General features: G+C 34.1%; 16 protein-coding genes and 2 riboswitches. Of the genes, 15 read left to right on the forward strand and 1 reads right to left on the reverse strand.

Features of this window, described 5'->3' with window-relative positions; translation table 11 throughout:
- Nucleotides 1-668: 668 nt before the first annotated feature.
- The 6 genes from JE46_RS05720 (at nt 669) to JE46_RS05745 (ending at nt 7,185) form a co-directional block, all read left to right on the forward strand.
- Nucleotides 669-869 (forward strand): hypothetical protein, encoded by a 201-nt coding sequence (locus tag JE46_RS05720; protein ID WP_055726140.1) that lies wholly within the window; start codon nt 669-671, stop codon nt 867-869.
- Nucleotides 870-1,056: 187 nt separating this feature from the next.
- Nucleotides 1,057-1,164, forward strand: a riboswitch (SAM riboswitch).
- Nucleotides 1,165-1,242: 78 nt separating this feature from the next.
- Nucleotides 1,243-2,205 (forward strand): alpha/beta fold hydrolase, encoded by a 963-nt coding sequence (locus tag JE46_RS05725; protein ID WP_236010659.1) that lies wholly within the window; start codon nt 1,243-1,245, stop codon nt 2,203-2,205.
- 21 nt (nt 2,206-2,226) lie between these two features.
- Complete coding sequence (gene thrA, locus JE46_RS05730; RefSeq protein ID WP_031454302.1) at nt 2,227-4,641, forward strand: bifunctional aspartate kinase/homoserine dehydrogenase I; 2,415 nt, start codon at nt 2,227-2,229, stop codon at nt 4,639-4,641.
- 66 nt (nt 4,642-4,707) lie between these two features.
- Nucleotides 4,708-5,139, forward strand: coding sequence for an OsmC family protein (locus JE46_RS05735; protein ID WP_031454303.1), 432 nt, complete (start codon nt 4,708-4,710; stop codon nt 5,137-5,139).
- 148 nt (nt 5,140-5,287) lie between these two features.
- Complete coding sequence (locus JE46_RS05740; protein WP_031454304.1) at nt 5,288-6,460, forward strand: trans-sulfuration enzyme family protein; 1,173 nt, start codon at nt 5,288-5,290, stop codon at nt 6,458-6,460.
- 314 nt (nt 6,461-6,774) lie between these two features.
- Entirely contained in the window at nt 6,775-7,185 is a 411-nt protein-coding gene (locus JE46_RS05745) for an RrF2 family transcriptional regulator (protein ID WP_031454305.1), read from the forward strand.
- Between the two features lie 79 nt (nt 7,186-7,264).
- On the opposite strand, the gene JE46_RS05750 is transcribed toward JE46_RS05745, so the two are convergent.
- Complete coding sequence (locus JE46_RS05750; protein WP_031454306.1) at nt 7,265-8,047, reverse strand: sulfite exporter TauE/SafE family protein; 783 nt, start codon at nt 8,045-8,047, stop codon at nt 7,265-7,267.
- Between the two features lie 309 nt (nt 8,048-8,356).
- Here JE46_RS05750 and JE46_RS05755 point away from each other — a divergent pair, with 309 nt between their 5' ends.
- The 9 genes from JE46_RS05755 (at nt 8,357) to JE46_RS24615 (ending at nt 17,788) form a co-directional block, all read left to right on the forward strand.
- Entirely contained in the window at nt 8,357-9,259 is a 903-nt protein-coding gene (locus JE46_RS05755) for a sulfite exporter TauE/SafE family protein (RefSeq protein ID WP_031454307.1), read from the forward strand.
- Nucleotides 9,260-9,286: 27 nt separating this feature from the next.
- Nucleotides 9,287-9,997: a phosphoadenylyl-sulfate reductase gene (locus tag JE46_RS05760; protein ID WP_031454308.1), complete on the forward strand. Its 711-nt coding sequence runs from the start codon at nt 9,287-9,289 to the stop codon at nt 9,995-9,997.
- A gap of 140 nt (nt 9,998-10,137) precedes the next feature.
- A complete protein-coding gene (cysD, locus tag JE46_RS05765) occupies nt 10,138-11,037 on the forward strand; it encodes a sulfate adenylyltransferase subunit CysD (protein ID WP_031454309.1) in 900 nt (299 codons plus the stop codon).
- A gap of 141 nt (nt 11,038-11,178) precedes the next feature.
- Nucleotides 11,179-12,423, forward strand: a complete 1,245-nt coding sequence (locus tag JE46_RS05770; RefSeq protein WP_031454310.1) for a sulfate adenylyltransferase subunit 1 — start codon at nt 11,179-11,181, stop codon at nt 12,421-12,423.
- A 134-nt stretch (nt 12,424-12,557) separates the two neighbouring features.
- Complete coding sequence (locus tag JE46_RS05775) at nt 12,558-14,648, forward strand: HEPN domain-containing protein (RefSeq protein ID WP_031454311.1); 2,091 nt, start codon at nt 12,558-12,560, stop codon at nt 14,646-14,648.
- Entirely contained in the window at nt 14,641-15,417 is a 777-nt protein-coding gene (gene cobA / locus JE46_RS05780; RefSeq protein WP_031454312.1) for a uroporphyrinogen-III C-methyltransferase, read from the forward strand. The genes JE46_RS05775 and cobA overlap by 8 nt, the downstream gene beginning before the upstream one ends.
- Nucleotides 15,418-15,607: 190 nt before the next feature.
- Nucleotides 15,608-16,189 (forward strand): precorrin-2 dehydrogenase/sirohydrochlorin ferrochelatase family protein, encoded by a 582-nt coding sequence (locus JE46_RS05785; protein ID WP_031454313.1) that lies wholly within the window; start codon nt 15,608-15,610, stop codon nt 16,187-16,189.
- 196 nt (nt 16,190-16,385) lie between these two features.
- Nucleotides 16,386-17,438: an NAD(P)/FAD-dependent oxidoreductase gene (locus JE46_RS05790; RefSeq protein ID WP_031454314.1), complete on the forward strand. Its 1,053-nt coding sequence runs from the start codon at nt 16,386-16,388 to the stop codon at nt 17,436-17,438.
- A 221-nt stretch (nt 17,439-17,659) separates the two neighbouring features.
- Nucleotides 17,660-17,788: a hypothetical protein gene (locus tag JE46_RS24615; RefSeq protein WP_262494090.1), complete on the forward strand. Its 129-nt coding sequence runs from the start codon at nt 17,660-17,662 to the stop codon at nt 17,786-17,788.
- Between the two features lie 214 nt (nt 17,789-18,002).
- A riboswitch (SAM riboswitch) is annotated at nt 18,003-18,116 on the forward strand.
- Nucleotides 18,117-18,289 lie beyond the last annotated feature (173 nt).

The following is an 18,289-nucleotide window of genomic DNA, read 5'->3' on the forward strand; positions in this document are numbered from 1 at the left end:
TTGAAAAATTACCTCTGGTATGCATTTACCAAAGGTGATTTTTTTTTTGAACCCAATTTTTCGATAGCACTTAAAAATGATTCAACGAAAAAATGTTCTTTGAAAGACTGATGATGGAGAAGTTCAATAATTCATGCATGATTTTGTAAGTTTTGACGTGTATTTCAATCGTTGTAATTTTTGTAAGATGTTTTTAACGTTAAAATATTGTTTTTAAATTGATTTTGCCCGTTTTTATTTGGTAAATAAAAAAAACTTTCGCATATTTGTTAAACCCAAAAACTACTGAAGATATGTTTAATTCCTATAAAATGTTTTGCGCCATTTCGAAAGAAACCGTTGGGGTGTCTATTGCTTAAAAATTGTAAGAACAATATCAATATAGCAAAGCCTCCCAAAATATTTTGAGAGGCTTTTTTAATTTAGATGACAAATGATAGAATTTTTTAAAATAACAAATAAATCACAGATGAACAAGTCCCTACAGATGAACAAGATGTTCAATGTCGCATCTATTCGCGTATGCGTCTGTTGATTCCAAAAGTATAGTAAGTTAAAACAACTTAAACCCTTTTGGCATCTGAAACCAAAAGGGTTTTTTGTTTTAAAGGACTTAATAAAAAGAGAGAAATAATTAGATATAAATAAACAAACTAAACACTAATATCATGAGCACTTTGAACTATTTAACAAAAACGTTTTCTACATTAAAAAACATCAGGGCTAAAAGAAATAATCCGCCGCCAAAAAATGAATTGATACATCCAAGATTCGGAATTAATGAAACGGATAATAAAAGAGAAAAGAAAAATCCTGACTCTTTATTGTTTTTAATGTATTCTAAAGAAAATGAAACGCTTTTCATCTAAATCAAAAAGCATTTCAAATAGGTAATATCCTGCTTAATTTTACTGGGCAATTTTGTTCGGTAATTTTTTGCGTATAATAGTTTTTGTTTGTGATATAGTTAATAAACAAAAGAATCTCGTCAGATAAATTTGTTTGTTTAAGAAAATAGTAGTTAATTTGCACCGTTAAGTTCAGAAACGTATTGAAATGTTATAAAGAAAGGACGAGGGATTAGACCCGATGAATCCTTAGCAACCCTTCGGTAAAGCGAAGAAGGTGCTGCATTCTACCACGCCCAACGTGGAAAGATAACAAAAAGAGTTTTTCTAGTTTCGTTCTAGACTTTCTTTCTAATATTTCCATATACAAATCAAAAAAATAAAAGATTTGAAATTGGAAAGTATACCAAACCCTATCATATTACAAAATTTCACTACCGAAAGTGGTGCCTTATATAATTCGTTGCCCTTAAGTTTTGCACTTTTTGGTTTACCATTGCACAGTGCTCCTGTTGTTTTGGTCAATCATGCATTAACAGGAAATGCACAGGTTACCGGAGAAAATGGCTGGTGGAATGATTTAATTGGTGAAGGAAAAACAATCGACACTACTAAATATTCCGTTTTAGCATTTAATGTTCCGGGTAACGGAAGCGATTCTTTTAGTATCGAAAATTATCAGGATTTCACGGCAAGAGATGTTGCCCGAATTTTTTTGAAGGGAATAGAAACTTTGCAAATTGAGGAGTTGTATGCGATTATCGGAGGTTCGGTAGGCGGAGGAATTGCTTGGGAAATGATGGCATTGGCACCAAACATCACACAACATTTAATTCCGATTGCAACCGACTGGAAATCGACAGACTGGATGATTGCGAATTGTTTTTTACAGGAACAAATCCTGAATAATTCATCAAAACCTATCGAAGATGCCCGAATTCATGCCATGTTGTGTTACCGTTCGCCGGAATCATTCAAGGAGAAATTTCAAAGAACCATTAATCAGGATCTTTTAATTTTTAATATAGAAAGCTGGCTGGCACACCACGGAGATAAATTACAAAAGAGATATCAATTGACATCTTATAAATTGATGAACCAGTTGCTCAAAACAATAGATATTACCAGAAACGGGGAAGATTTTAAAACTTTAATGCTAAAAACTAAAGCTGATATCCATATTATCGCAATCGATTCGGATTTGTTTTTTACACCAAAGGAAAATCAGGAAACGTTTCAGGAATTAAAAAAGTTCAAAGACAATGTTTTTTACAGCGAAATAAATTCGGTACACGGACATGACGCTTTTTTAATCGAGTACAAACAATTAGATAATTTACTAGCTGCTATTTTTTAGCAGAAAATAATAAAAGATAAAATGAAAATATTAAAATTTGGAGGTAAATCATTATCAAACGGAGAAGGGCTTAACAAAGTGGTCTCTATTATCGCCGAGAAAGTAAATCAGGGCGAAAAAATTGCTGTAGTAGTTTCGGCAAGAGGAAATGCTACAGATGAATTAGAATATATTTTAAAAATTGCTGCTAAAAATGGTGATTACAAACGATTATTAGAAAATTTCAAAACCTATCAGGTTTCAGATTATCCTCAGGTTGATTTGTCTGAAGAGTTTACTATTCTGGATAAACTTTATGAAGGAGTAAGCCTGATTGGTGATTACAGCAATAAAATTAAAGATCAGATTTTATCTAAAGGCGAATTGCTTTCGGCGAAATTATTGACTGCTATTTTAATCGAAAAAGGGATTCCTGCTAATTTCACTGATTCAAGAGAATTGCTGAAAACAGATTCTAAATTTGGTGATGCTCAGCCCTTGGAACAGCTTTCTAAGAAAAACGTTGTCAATTATTTTAAAGAACATAATGGTTCAACCGTTAATATCATAACTGGTTTCATTGGTTCAAACAACAACAACGACACAACAACATTAGGAAGAAACGGTAGTAATTATACCGCTTCTTTAATTGCTAATTATTTAAATGCTGAAGAATTACAAAACTTTACACACGTTGACGGAATTTATACCGCAAATCCGGATTTAGTTGCGGATGCTAAAAAAATTGAATATTTATCGTTTAACGAAGCAAATGAATTAGCTAATTTTGGTGCAACAATTTTGCATGCCAAAACTATTATTCCTTTGTTGGAAAAAAATATTCCACTTCGAATTTTAAATACGTTCAACCATGAAAATCGCGGTACTTTAATCACTTCAGATGCTGCAAAAGAAGGTATTAAAACGCTTTCAGTTCTTGAAAACGTTTCGTTACTAAACCTGGAAGGCCGTGGATTACTTGGAAAAGCAGGAGTTGATGCACGAATTTTCAAAGTAATGGGTGATCACAATATCAGTGTAAGTATTATTTCGCAGGGTTCTTCAGAAAGAGGAATTGGACTTGTGGTTGCTACTGATAAAGCGACAACAGCAATGGTTGAACTGGAGAAAGAATTCGAAAATGATTTTTATTCTAAAGATGTAAACCAGATTACAGTAACAGACAATGTTTCGGTTATTTCGATTATTGGTCAGGATTTGAGCACTTTTCATAAACCATACACCGCTTTAATCAAAAATAAAATTGTTCCGATATTATTTAACAACACGGTTACGGGTAAAAACGTGAGTTTGGTCGTTAAAAAATCGGAGCTGAATAAAGCTTTAAATGTAATTCATGGTGAGATTTTTGGCGTTTCCAAGAAAATCAATATCGCTGTTTTTGGTCACGGATTAGTAGGTGGAACTTTGATTAATCAGATTTTAGAGTCTGCTTCAGCGATTGAAAAGCGTAAAGATATTAAGCTGAACGTTTTTGCAATTGCGAATTCTAAAAAACTGATTTTAAACAAAAACGGCGTGACTTCTGACTGGAAAAATGAAATCCAAAACAGAGGACTTGATTATACGATTCAGGATATTATTGACTATGCAGACAAATACCATTTAGAAAACCTGATTGCAATTGATAATACAGCAAGTGCTGCATTCGTAGAGAACTATATTAAACTTGCAGAAAGCAGTTTCGATTTGATTTCTTCGAATAAAGTTGCCAATACGTTGAGTTATGGTTTTTATAAAGAATTAAGAAAAGTTCTGGCTGAAAATCAAAAGAATTATTTGTACGAAACCAATGTTGGTGCAGGTTTACCATTAATTGATACCATAAAATTATTACACCTTTCAGGCGAAAATATCACTAAAATAAAAGGCGTTTTCTCTGGCACCCTGAGTTATTTGTTCAATAATTTCTCTGCTAAAGATGTTCCGTTTAGTGAAATTTTACAAGAGGCAATTGATAATGGTTATACTGAACCAGACCCGCGTGAGGATTTATGCGGAAATGATGTAGGAAGAAAATTATTGATTTTGGCAAGAGAATTAGATTTGCAGAATGAATTTGAAGAAATTTCCATTCAGAACTTAATTCCGGAACATTTACGTGAAGGAAATGTTTCAGATTTCTTAACTAAATTAAAAGAGTTTGATCCAATTTATGATGAAATAAAAGCGGCACAAAAATCAAATCACGTGTTAAGATACATTGGTGAATTATCAGGAGATTTGCAGAATGACAAAGGAAATCTGGAAGTAAAATTAGTTTCAGTACCATCAGATACTGCCCTTGGCGGATTAAAAGGTTCTGATTCTTTCTTCGAAATTTATACAGAATCTTATGGAGACCGACCAATTGTAATTCAGGGAGCCGGTGCAGGTTCAGCGGTTACAGCAAGAGGAGTTTTTGGAGATATTTTGAGATTGTCTGATAAAGGATAGAAGATTTAAGAATTTAGATTGTAGATTTCAGATTTTTGAATTCAAAAAAAACAAAAAACAGAAAAAATGAAAGTAAGCTTAAACAGAGTAAACGAAAACTTCCATTTCGAATTAAAAAACGAACGTGGACATATTGTAAATGTTGATGCACGTCCTGAGTTTGGAGGAAACGACATGGGACCAAGCCCAATGGAATTAGTATTGATGGGAGTAGCAGGCTGTAGCGGAATTGATATGATTTCGATTCTAAAAAAACAACGTCAGGAAATTACTTCTTTCAAAGCTGAGGTTGAAGGCGAGCGCGTACAGGTAGGAGAAGCAAAGCCGTTTAAAGATATTTACGTGGTTTTTTCTTTGGAGGGAAATATAAAAGAAGACAAAGCAGCTAAAGCAGCACAATTGTCTTTCGAAAAATATTGCTCGGTTTCTAAAACAGTTGAGCCAAATGCAACGATACATTACAAAGTAATTTTGAACGGTGTAGAATTAGAAAAATAAAATAATTAGAAAATTAGTCAATTAGAGAATGAGATAATTCAAAATGAAAATTGAATAATAACTCTAAACAGTTTGAGTTTTAAGTGCTGGTTATTGCCGATTGCAAAAAACTTGAAACTTAAAACTTGAAACAAGAAAAACAAATAAAATGAGCGAACAAGAATTTGGTTTTGAAACACAAGCCATCAGAACACATTTAGAAAAGTCACAATTTCAGGAACATTCAACTCCTTTGTATTTATCATCAAGTTTTGTATTTGAAGATGCAGAGGACATGAGAGCTTCTTTTACTGAAGAAAAAGTACGTAATATTTACTCTCGTTTCAGCAACCCGAACACCACAGAGTTTGTAGACAAAGTTTGTGCTATGGAAGGTGCTGAGGCCGGATATGCCTTTGCAACCGGAATGGCTGCAATTTATTCTACTTTTGCTGCTTTATTGGAGTCCGGTGATCATATTGTTTCTGCCGGAAGTGTTTTTGGGTCTACACATGCATTGTTTATGACTTATTTTCCAAAATGGAATATTGAAACGACCTATTTTGATATCAACAAACCGGAAACGATTGAAGGTTTTATTAAGCCAAACACTAAAATTTTATACGCTGAAACACCTACAAATCCTGGTGTAGATGTGATTGATTTGGAATTGTTAGGACAAATAGCCAAAAAACACAATCTGATTTTGATTATTGATAACTGTTTTGCAACACCATACATTCAGCAGCCTATTAAATACGGAGCACATATAGTAGTGCATTCTGCTACAAAATTAATGGATGGTCAGGGTCGTGTTTTAGGAGGTGTTGCCGTTGGTAATGCTGAATTAATTCGCAAAATATACTTGTTTTCAAGAAATACAGGTCCTGCAATGTCACCATTTAATGCATGGGTATTGTCAAAAAGTTTAGAAACTCTGGCGGTTCGTGTAGACAGACATTGCGAAAATGCTTTGAAAGTTGCTGAATTTTTAGAAAGCCATCCAAATGTAAACAGTGTAAAATATCCTTTCTTAAAATCACATCCAAAGTATGAAATCGCTAAAAAGCAAATGCTTTTAGGTGGTAACATTATTGCATTCGAAATTAAAGGCGGAATTGAAGCAGGACGTAAATTTTTGGATAAAATTAAATTGTGTTCACTTTCAGCCAATATCGGAGACGTAAAAACGATTGTAACGCATCCGGCATCAACAACACATAGTAAATTATCGATTGAAGAAAAATTAGCAGTTGGAATTACTGAAGGTTTAGTACGTGTTTCTGTAGGTTTGGAAACCGTAAAAGATGTAATTGCTGATTTAGAGCAGGCACTTTCTTAAAATAATTTTGGATTATACAAAATGACAATTTTTGACTGTAAACTTATTACTGTTAAAAATTGTCATTTTCTTTTACTGTTTGTTTGAACTAAAAGTATATTTTTGTTAGCAACTAAAATTAAAAAGGTGCCATAAATTCAATTTAATTGGAGTTCAGGAAGATGATTGATAAAACTATACTAATTTAGTAGAATTAACTTTTGTTCTATTAGAAATCTCATTCAAAAAGCTTACTTTTGCTGCGGAATAACAGGAAGCTTTATGTTTAATTTATTGATAGCTTCTGAACTAAATTTACAATCTAAAATTTAAAAATGCTTTCAAAGAAAACAAAATACGGAATTAAAGCTTTAACTTATTTGGCCAGACGTGAAAATAATGAGCCTGTACAAATTGCTGAAATTGCCAAAAGCGAACATATTTCGATCAAATTCCTGGAAAGTATTTTATTGCTACTAAGAAACTCTGGCTTTCTGGGAGCCAAAAAAGGTAAAGGCGGAGGATATTATCTGATTAAAGAGCCAAAAGATATTAGCATGGCAAAAGTCTATCGTATTCTTGAAGGACCAATAGCGCTGTTGCCTTGTGCCAGTCATAATTTTTATGAAAAATGCGATGATTGTGATGATGAATCAACCTGTGCAGCAAGACGTTTAATGACGGAAGTTCGTGATAATACGCTTAAAATACTTGAAAGTAATTCTTTGGCTGATATAGCTTTTTAATTAAATTCTTTTTGATTAAAAATGAAAAATGACCATTTCAAATTCAGAAATGGTCATTTTTTTATAGTTATTTTTTAATCTAAAAAATTAATTTATATCCGGCTAAGAAAAGCATTACAGCGATTGCGTTTCTAAGAAACTGATCCGGAACTTTTCCACTTAGCATACTTCCTATAAAAATTCCCGGAAGAGACCCCAATAATAATTGTCCTAATAATATCAAATCCAGATTTCCCATTGAAGCATGTCCAATTCCCGCAACTAAGGTTAATGGAACGGCATGTGCGATTTCAGTTCCTACTAAACGGGGTGTTGGCAATAAAGGATAAAGAAAGAATAATGTAACGGTTCCCAATGCACCGGCGCCAATAGATGTCAAAGTTACTGTTGCACCTAATAAAACACCAATTCCTATGGTTAGCATATTTTGAGTTGTGCTTTCGCTGTGAAATTTATCTCCGGCGTGTTTCTGAGAAAACTTTAATATCTTTTGTTTAAATATAATGGCTACAGAAGTGAAAAGTAATGCCCATCCTAAACTTTTTTTAATCACCTGATTAACAGTTTCAATATCTGTTTTGATATTATTTAGAATCCATAAAGTCAATAAGGCTGCCGGAACACTGCCTAAGGTTAACCATCCGGTAATGGACCAGTTTATGTTGCTTTTTTTATGATGCACAAATACACCGCCCATTTTGGTAAAAGCTGCATAAAGCAAATCGGTACCCACGGCCTTTGTTGGCGGAATTCCAAAATATAATAAAATAGGTGTCATTAAAGAACCACCTCCAACACCTGTCAGGCCTACTACAAAACCAACAACTAAACCTGCAATAACTAAACCTATTTGAAAATCCATAAATAAAAGTTTGGCGCAAAAATAGAAACAATTTTATAATTATCCTATGGAAATGGTAGGCTTTAAAAGTGTATATTTGGAACTTGAAATAATTGTAATTGTAAGTATCTTAAAAACAGAGAAATATGGTTTTAGATTTATTGAATTTATTTATTAATCTTTTAAAATTTCCTTAGAATTTGATTTTAAGAAGTTTAGAAGTTTAAAAAAATTAAAAATTGTTTTGATATTTAGAAATAAGTAGTAATTTTGCTTTTCAATCTACTAACCCGATAGGGTAATAGATTTTGGCAAAAAAACCCAGTAATTATGGAGAAAGAATTAAAAATTAATAGTGTTGATGCTAACTTTTATTCGTCAATAAAAGATAAATTATGGATAGGGATACCTGTTGTTTTATTAATAGGTTTGCTAAGTACACTGATTTATAACCACCATGCTGAGTTTTCGTGGGATGGGTTTGTGGGAGGTTTTGATCAGCAGTTTTTAGTTTTTTTTGGTATTGGTGTTTTTGCACAATTAGTAGATGGTACGTTAGGAATGGGTTATGGAGCGACTTCAACTTCATTTTTGCTGGCTTATGGAGTTCCTCCGGTAGTTAGCAGTACAGGAGTTCACGTAGCTGAGATGTTTACAACGGGAGCATCTGCGATATCGCATCATAAGTTTGGAAATATCAATAAAAAACTCGTAAAACATTTATTGATTCCGGGAGTATTAGGTTCTATTACAGGAGCTTATTTGTTATCTGATGTTATTAATGGCGATGTTATTAAACCGTTTATTGCGGTTTATATGATCATTTTGGCGGTTGTTATTATTAGAAAAGCATTAAAAAAGAGCATAGTAAAAAAGAAAACTACAAAATTGAGCGCTTTAGCTGCTTTTGGTGGTTTTATGGATTCTGTTGGAGGTGGAGGCTGGGGACCTATTGTAACTTCAACGTTATTAGGAAGAGGAAGAAATCCGAGATATACGATTGGGTCTGTAAATGCAGCTGAGTTCGCAATTTCATTCGCAAGTGGTATTACCTTTATGCTTTTTGGAGGAATTCACGGCTGGCAGGTAATCATAGGGTTGATTTTAGGAGGCGTTATTTCAGCTCCATTGGCAGCTTATTTGGTAAATAAAATCAGAAGAAAACCAATGATGGTGGCAGTAGGAATTTTAATTATTTTATTGAGTTTAAAAACATTATCTAAATTATTGTAATAAATATTTAGGAAGGAAAGAAAGAATATGAGTGCGACAATTATACAATCACTGTTAGATAAAACGAAAGATTTTTCAATTGAAGAGACTTTTGCTTTTTTGGCTGAAGAATTTCCGGGAAAAGTAATTTTTTCGACTTCTTTTGGTCAGGAAGATCAGGTGATTACAGATTACATTGCCAAAAGCAATTTGGATATTACCATTTTTACATTAGATACCGGAAGGTTGTTTCAGGAAACGTACGATGTTTTTCATAAAACATTAAAAAAATATAAGAAACCTATTGAGGTTTTCTTTCCTGAAGCTGCATCGGTTGAAAATTTACTGAAAGAAAAAGGACCAAATAGCTTCTACGATTCGGTTGAAAACAGAAAAGAGTGCTGTTTTATCCGAAAAGTGGTTCCGTTGCGAAAAGCTTTGGCAGGAAATGCGGTTTGGATTACAGGTTTAAGAGCAGAACAATCCGAGAACAGACAAGATTTGAGTTTGTTCGAATATGATGGAGGTTTTGACATTATCAAATTCAATCCTTTATTAAAATGGTCTTTGCAGGAAGTTGAAGATTATTTGAAGGATAACAATGTACCTCAAAACGCATTACACAAAAAAGGTTTTGTAAGTATTGGTTGTGCACCTTGTACCAGAGCCATTTTTCCCGGAGAAGATATCAGAGCAGGAAGATGGTATTGGGAGTCCAGTCATAAAGAATGTGGTTTGCATAGTGCGAAAAAAGAGTAGCAGAAGAAAGAAGCTAGAGGCAAGACGCTGATAGCAGACAAGAATATAGATTATCAGAATAAAAGCGGAGATTTTTAGATCAGGCGAAAAAACTTGAAACTAAAGTTTTCACAAATAAAATATCAAATAAAATATCAAAAATGAGTTCAGTATTAAAAACAAATGCTTTAGAAAGTGAAGCGATATACATCTTTAGAGAAGTTGTTTCTCAGTTTGACAAACCGGTTTTACTTTTTTCAGGCGGGAAAGATTCTATAACATTAGTACGTTTGGCACAAAAAGCATTTTTTCCTGCAAAAATTCCGTTTCCTCTATTGCATGTTGATACGGGACATAATTTCCCTGAAACAATTGCTTTCAGAGATAAATTAGTTGAGGAATTAGGTTTAGAGTTGATAGTTCGTAATGTTCAGGATGCTATTGATGAAGGAAAAGTGGTGGAAGAAACAGGAAAATATTCAAGCCGTAACAGCTTGCAGACGACTACGCTTTTAGATGCAATTGAAGAGTTCAAATTTGATGCTTGTATTGGAGGAGCGCGTCGTGATGAAGAAAAAGCAAGAGCTAAAGAACGTATTTTTTCAGTTCGTGACGATTTCGGACAATGGGACGAAAAAAATCAAAGACCTGAGTTATTTGATATTTTGAACGGAAAAATCGAAAATGGTCAAAACGTTCGTGTTTTCCCAATTTCAAACTGGACGGAATTAGATGTTTGGAGTTATATCGAAAAAGAGCACATCGAAATTCCATCAATCTATTTTTCACATAAAAGAAAAGTTTTTTTGAGAGACGGTTTAATCTGGTCACATTCTCCTTTTGTGTATCAGGAAGAAGACGAGCAAATCGAAGAGCGAATTGTTCGTTTCAGAACCGTTGGAGATATGAGTTGTACGGCAGCAGTTGAATCTTATGCGGCAACAATCCAGGAAGTTGTGGGTGAAATCAGAGAATCTACAATTTCTGAAAGAGGAGCCAGAATTGACGATAAACGTTCTGAAGCTGCAATGGAGAAAAGAAAACAACAAGGATACTTTTAATAATTATGAGTTATGAATTGTGAATTATGAATGCAATTCTAGACGAAATTTTAAAAGTGAAAATCAAGAAAACAAAAACATGCAGATTATTAGTTTCAACAGAAAACCTGAAACTTTAAACCTGAAACAAAATATTACAGAATGGACGTTTTAAAAATAGCAACAGCAGGAAGTGTAGATGACGGGAAAAGTACTTTAATCGGAAGATTATTGTACGATACAAAATCATTGACTACAGATAAAATTGAAGCAATCGAAAAAAGCAGTAAACAAAAAGGATACGATTATCTTGATTTTTCGTTAGCAACAGACGGATTGGTAGCAGAAAGAGAGCAGGGAATTACAATTGACGTTGCTCACATTTACTTTTCGACTGCAAAGAAAAGTTACATTATTGCCGATACTCCAGGGCACGTAGAATATACAAGAAACATGGTTACAGGAGCTTCGACTTCTCAGGTTTCTATTATTTTGATCGATGCCAGAAAAGGAGTTATCGAGCAAACCTACCGTCACTTTTTCATCAATAATTTATTGCGAGTAAAAGAAGTAATCGTTGCCATCAACAAAATGGATTTGGTTGATTACTCGGAAGAAGTATTCAACAAAATCAAGGCTGATTTTCAGGCATTAAATGCAAAAAGTACTTTCAAGGAGCAAAACGTAAGTTATATTCCGTTGAGTGCTTTGACAGGAGATAATGTTGTGGATAAATTAGATGGAATGCCTTGGTATCAGGGACAGACCATTTTAGAGCATCTAGAAGGATTGCATTCTTCAGATGTATTTGAAAGTGGAAAAGCACGTTTCCCTGTTCAGACTGTGATTCGTCCTAAAACAGAAGAATACCATGATTTTAGAGGTTACGCAGGAAAATTATACGGAAACTCAATTAAAGTCGGTGATGCCGTTACAGTTCTTCCATCATTAACAGAATCAAAAGTTACAAATATTCACTTTTTTGATAAACAATTTGATGAAGCTGTAGCAGGTTCTTCAGTTACAATCGAATTAGAAAATGATATCAATGTTACGCGAGGAGATATGATTGTAAAATCGGATGAGCTTCCAAAAATTGAAAAAGACATTGTGACTACTGTATGCTGGATGGACAGCAAAAAATTAGTTGCTGGAGCGAAGTATTTTGTACAGCACAATACGAATAGAGTTTTAGCTAAAATTGAAAGTGTTACCAATACAATTGCGACTGATTATTCAGGAACTACTCCGGCTTCACAATTAGCAATTAATGAAATTGGAGAAGTAAGCATTAAATTAAGCAAAGCATTGTATTTTGACTCTTATAATGAAAATAAATCAAACGGTGCTTTTATTTTAATTGATGCCGTAACTAATACAACAGCAGGAGTAGGATTTATTAAATAGTTGACAGTTTATGGTTTTTGGTTGATAGTTATTACTAAAACCAATCGTAAATAAAAATAAAATAATGAGTTGATGGTTTTAGTTTGGCAGTTATAGCCAACAACCAACAACCGACAACCAACAACTAACATAAAATGGAAAGTTTTAGAACAGAAATAGAAAATCCGATAGTTCAAAAAGAGATTATCGATTTAGAAAAAAAGATTCATTTATTCCGTGGAGGAAAAATTGATGATGAGCGTTTTCGTAGTCTTCGTTTAGCGCGTGGAATTTACGGTCAGCGTCAGGAAGGTGTACAGATGATTCGTATCAAATTGCCTTACGGTAAAGTAACGAGCGAGCAATTAGTACGTATTACGAAAGTTTCTGATGAATATTCTACAGGACGTCTGCACATTACAACACGTCAGGATATTCAGATTCACTATGTAAGTCTAGACAGAACGCCTGAACTTTGGGCTAATTTAGCTAAGGACGATATTACATTAAGAGAAGCTTGTGGAAACACAGTTAGAAATATTACAGGAAGTGAATTGGCTGGTGTAGACGTAAACGAACCGTTTGATGTAACACCTTATGCACACGGAATGTTCCAGTACTTATTAAGAAACCCAATCTGTCAGGAAATGGGACGTAAATTCAAAATTTCGTTCTCATCTTCAGACGAAGATACGGCGTTGAGTTATTTACACGATTTAGGATTTATTCCAAAAATTAAAGACGGACAACATGGATTTAAAGTAGTTTTTGGAGGAGGTTTAGGTTCTCAGCCAGCACATGCCGAATTACTTTCAGAGTTTATTCCCGTTAACGAAATCATCCCAACAGCAGAAGGAATCATTCGTATTTTCGACAGATACGGTGAACGTGCAAAAAGAATGAAAGCACGTATGAAATTCTTAATCAAAGAGATCGGAAAAGATGTTTTTCTTGATTTAGTTGAAAAAGAGAAAAAAGCAATCGCTTTTGAAACATATGAAATTGATACAACCGCTTTTGACGGACCAATTCCGGAACCTTTATTGGAAGTTCCACAGGTAACTATTGATGATACTGCTGCTTATGAAGCATGGAAAGCATCAAACGTAATCGCTCAAAAACAGGCAGGTTATTATGCTATCGGAATCAAAATTTTATTAGGTGATTTTTACACAGATAAAGCGAGGTTATTAGCAGATTTGATTAAAAATTACGGAGCCAATGAATTACGTTTTTCATTGCGTCAAAATATTGTGATTCGTCATATAAAAGAAGCCAATTTGCCTTTCTTTTATCAGGAATTAGCCAAATTAGATATGGTAGCTTTAGGTTACAATACTATAGGTGATATCACTGCGTGCCCGGGTACTGATACTTGTAATTTGGGGATTGCGAGCAGTACCGGAATTGCAGAAGAATTAGAAAAAGTAATCAAAGCAGAATATCCGCAATACAGCAATAACAGCGAAATTGAAATCAAAATCTCTGGTTGTATGAATGCCTGCGGACAGCATAATATGTCTGCAATAGGATTTCAGGGAATGTCTATCAACTCAGGAAAATTAGTGGCTCCGGCTTTACAGGTTTTATTAGGAGGCGGACGTCTAGGAAACGGAGAAGGACGTTTTGCTGATAAAGTAATTAAAATTCCAAGCCGTAGAGGACCAGACGCATTAAGAACTATTTTAAATGATTTTGATGCTAATGGAAACGGAGACAAATTCCTTAATTATTATGATGCTAAAGGAGAGAAATATTTCTATGAAATCTTAAAACCTTTTGCAGATGTAACCAATTTAACTGAAGCCGATTTTATTGACTGGGGTAACGCAGATAACTATGTAAAAGCGGTTGGAGTTGGAGAATGTGCCGGAGTTGTAATTGATTTAGTGGCTACTTTGTTGTTAGAAGCTAAAGATAAACTGACTTTCGCACAGGAATCTTTCGACGAAGGAAAATGGGCTGATGCAATCTATCACGCTTATGCAGGATTTGTTAACGGTGCAAAAGCATTGTTGCTTTCAGAAAACCAAAAAACAAACAACCATGCAGGAATCGTAGATTTATTTGATACTGTTTTTGTTGAAAGTGCTAAAATTGGATTGCCAACAACGTTCAAAGAATTGGTTTATCAAATCAATAAAAATGAACCAATAGAAGCATTCGCAAAACAATATATTGAAGAAGGAATTGCATTTTTTGCGATAATTGAAAAATACAGAGCACAGGAATTAGCAAATGCATAATACTATAAAACCAAAAGTAACTTTAGTCGGTGCAGGTCCCGGCGATCCGGAATTGCTTACACTGAAAGGAGCAAAAGCACTGGCTGAAGCGAATGTGGTTTTGTATGATGCCTTGGTAAATGATGAAATTTTAGGCCACGCTCCTAAAAATGCGATCAGAATTTTTGTTGGAAAAAGAATTGGAGATCATGTTTATTCGCAGGATCAGATCAATCAGTTGATTGTGGATAATGCGCTGACGTATGGAAATGTAGTTCGTTTAAAAGGTGGAGATCCGTTTATTTTTGGAAGAGGAAGTGAAGAAATAGAATTCGCAGAAAGTTTCGGAATCGAGACAGTTGTAATTCCGGGAATTTCTTCTGTAGTAGCTGTTCCGGCAAGTAAGGGAATTTCGATTACAAAGAGAGGAGTTTCAGAAAGCTTTTGGGCCATTACAGGAACAACTTCAGACAGGAGATTATCAGCAGATGTAGCTTTGGCAGCACAATCATCAGCAACAGTTGTGATTTTGATGGGAATGCACAAATTGCCTCAAATTGTTGAATTGTTTCAGCAGGAAAACAAAGGCAATTTGCCCGTAGCGATTATTCAAAACGGAACAACAAAGGAGGAGAAAACAGGTGTTGGAACAGTTGATTCGATTTTAGAAATTGTAAAAGAACAAAATCTAAGTTCACCGGCAATTATTGTTTTGGGAGAAGTAGTTCGCGAAAGCAATAAGTTAAAAGGTTTTTACGAAGAGTTTCTATTAAAAGAAAATGTTTCGTAGAGTCGGGTTTCAAACCCGACTTTTAACAAAGAAATAGTTGGTATAAAAGTTTCTTAGGAACGACAAATATTGTAGCGTCGGATTTTAATCCGATGGAAGCATGACGATAACGGGTAGAATATAAAATCAGATTTTTTAATCTGATCGAAATATAAATCATCTAATTTTGGCTGGATGAAAATAAATTAAAATGGAACAAAACGAATTATATCCGATATTCTTAAAACTTCATAATCTGAATGTACTGATTGTGGGTGGCGGAAATGTAGGACTGGAAAAACTTTCTTTTTTACTAAAATCGAGTCCAAATGCCAATGTTGAGGTAGTTGCGCCCGACTTTCATTTAGAAATAAAAGTATTGGCTGAAAATCATCCTTCAATTAAACTGACAGAAGCTAAGTTCAAAAAGAAAATGCTCAAAAAGCGTCACATGGTTATCGCTTGTACGGATGATTTAGAAGTTAATAAAAGAGTGTATGATTTAGCCAGAAAGCGTTATCTGATTTGCAATATTGCAGATACACCTGATTTATGTGATTATTATCTTGGTGGAATCGTAACAAAAGGAAATGTAAAAATTGCGATTTCGACCAACGGAAAATCACCAACAACAGCCAAAAGGCTAAGAGAATTTTTTGAAGAAGTAATTCCGGAAGATATCAATTCAATGGTCGAAAACCTAAACGAATATAGAAAAACGCTAAAGGGCGATTTTGAAGATAAAGTAAAGAAGATGAATGAAATAACAGCTTCTTTGAGAAATAGAGAATAACAAAAAAGTTCCGGAGGAACGACCGATTTTGTAGTGTCTTTTTTTTACCAGATGTAAACGAATGAACGAAATTACCGGTTCGTTAAAAAATAAAGAGTAAAAAGTTTCGCAAGGAAATGAATGATAAAAATCATTGAAATTAGAATAAATTATTCGTTTCTTTGTATTATTAAGAATGATTATAAACAACACCATAATGATTAAAACAGATATACTTATAATTGGAGCAGGACCAACAGGTTTATTTGCCGTTTTCGAGGCAGGATTATTAAAATTAAAATGCCATATTTTGGATGCTTTGCCACAACCTGGCGGACAACTTTCAGAATTATATCCAAAAAAGCCAATCTATGATATTCCTGGATTTCCAGAAGTTTTGGCAGGTGATTTGGTGGATGGACTGATGGAGCAAATTAAACAATTTGAACCAGGTTTTACCTTAGGTGAGCGTGCCGAAACAATCGAAAAGCAAGAAGACGGAAGTTTTATTGTAACGTCAAATAAAGGGAAGAAATTCCATGCACCTGTAATTGCAATTGCAGGAGGTTTAGGAAGTTTCGAACCAAGAAAACCTCTTATTGAAGATATCGAATTTTATGAAGATAAAGGTGTAAAATACTTTATCAAAAATCCTGAGAAATTCAGAGATAAAAGAGTAGTGATTGCTGGTGGAGGAGATTCAGCATTAGACTGGAGTATTTTCCTTGCCAATGTAGCTTCAGAAGTAACTTTGATTCACCGTAGAAATGAATTCAGAGGAGCTTTAGATTCTGTAGAAAAAGTGCAGGAATTAAAAACTGCCGGAAAAATCAAATTGATCACACCGGCTGAGGTAATCGGGATCAATGGTGCTGAACACGTAGAATCTTTGGATATCGAAGAAAACGGAGCACACCGTAAAATCGAAACAGATTTCTTTATTCCGCTTTTCGGCTTGACACCTAAATTAGGCCCAATTGGAGACTGGGGATTAGAAATCGAGAAAAACGCGATTAAAGTAAACAATGCATTAGATTACCAAACCAACATTCCGGGAATCTTTGCCATTGGAGATATCAACACTTACCCAGGAAAATTAAAATTAATTCTTTGCGGATTCCACGAAGCGACATTAATGTGTCAGGCAGCATACGGAATCATCAATCCGGGTAAGAAATACGTTTTAAAATACACAACGGTTTCCGGTGTAGACGGTTTTGACGGAACTCGTAAAGAAGCGCCAAAAGCAGTTGTTAAGTCGATAGTTTAAACAAAGCTTCTAAGTTGCTAAGCGACTAAGATTTTAAATATTGAAAGCTCAAACTTTTTAAGTTTGGGCTTTTTTATTGATGTTAATTTAAACTTAGTCTGTAAAAAGTGAGGTAAATTTGCAGTATTAATTTTTTTCAGAAAGAGAAATTTTGATTTTAGCATTTTGAATTACCAATATAAAATACTAACTTTAAGAAAGTATTAAACAAATTATCTATTATGAACAATGACGAACAACTACTAGAAGAAAATTCCAAAGTCGGCAGTGAAATGAAAATGACAGATAATGAATTAACAGATCATCAGGAAGTCATGGATACATTTCTAAAATGGGACAGAAGTTTTTAAACGACCCCATTCTGATCACCTTAATAAGCCCGTAACGCTGGGTTTATAGACTAAGATTTTAAAATCGAAAGCTCAAACTGATACATAGTTTGAGCTTTTTTATTTTAGAAAATTTAAGCATAAAGCCTCAGAACCTTAGTGTTTTAGAATCTTAAAAAAAACTTGCAAGTCGAAAGGCTATTTTGTACCTTTGCGCCGTTCCTAATTTTATTGAAAGTTATCACGAAAGGCCGAGGGAAAGACCCAATGAAACCTTAGCAACCCTTTGCCATAAAGAAGGTGCTACATTCTACTTAATACAACAAAATGTATTCAAGATAGATAACGCAAAATACACTACGTATTTCTCAAAAACTTTTCTGACAACTTACAATATTCTGAAACAGATTCAGTATTTCGAGCGAATCATTGGCGCATTTTTGCAGTCAAAGTTCCCGCTGTATGCTATATCTTTTATTCTGAACTCCAGAATAAAAGGATATCACACCCATCGGAGCTAAT

This window comes from Flavobacterium chungangense LMG 26729 (assembly GCF_000735715.2).
Classification (GTDB): Bacteria; Bacteroidota; Bacteroidia; order Flavobacteriales; family Flavobacteriaceae; genus Flavobacterium; species Flavobacterium chungangense.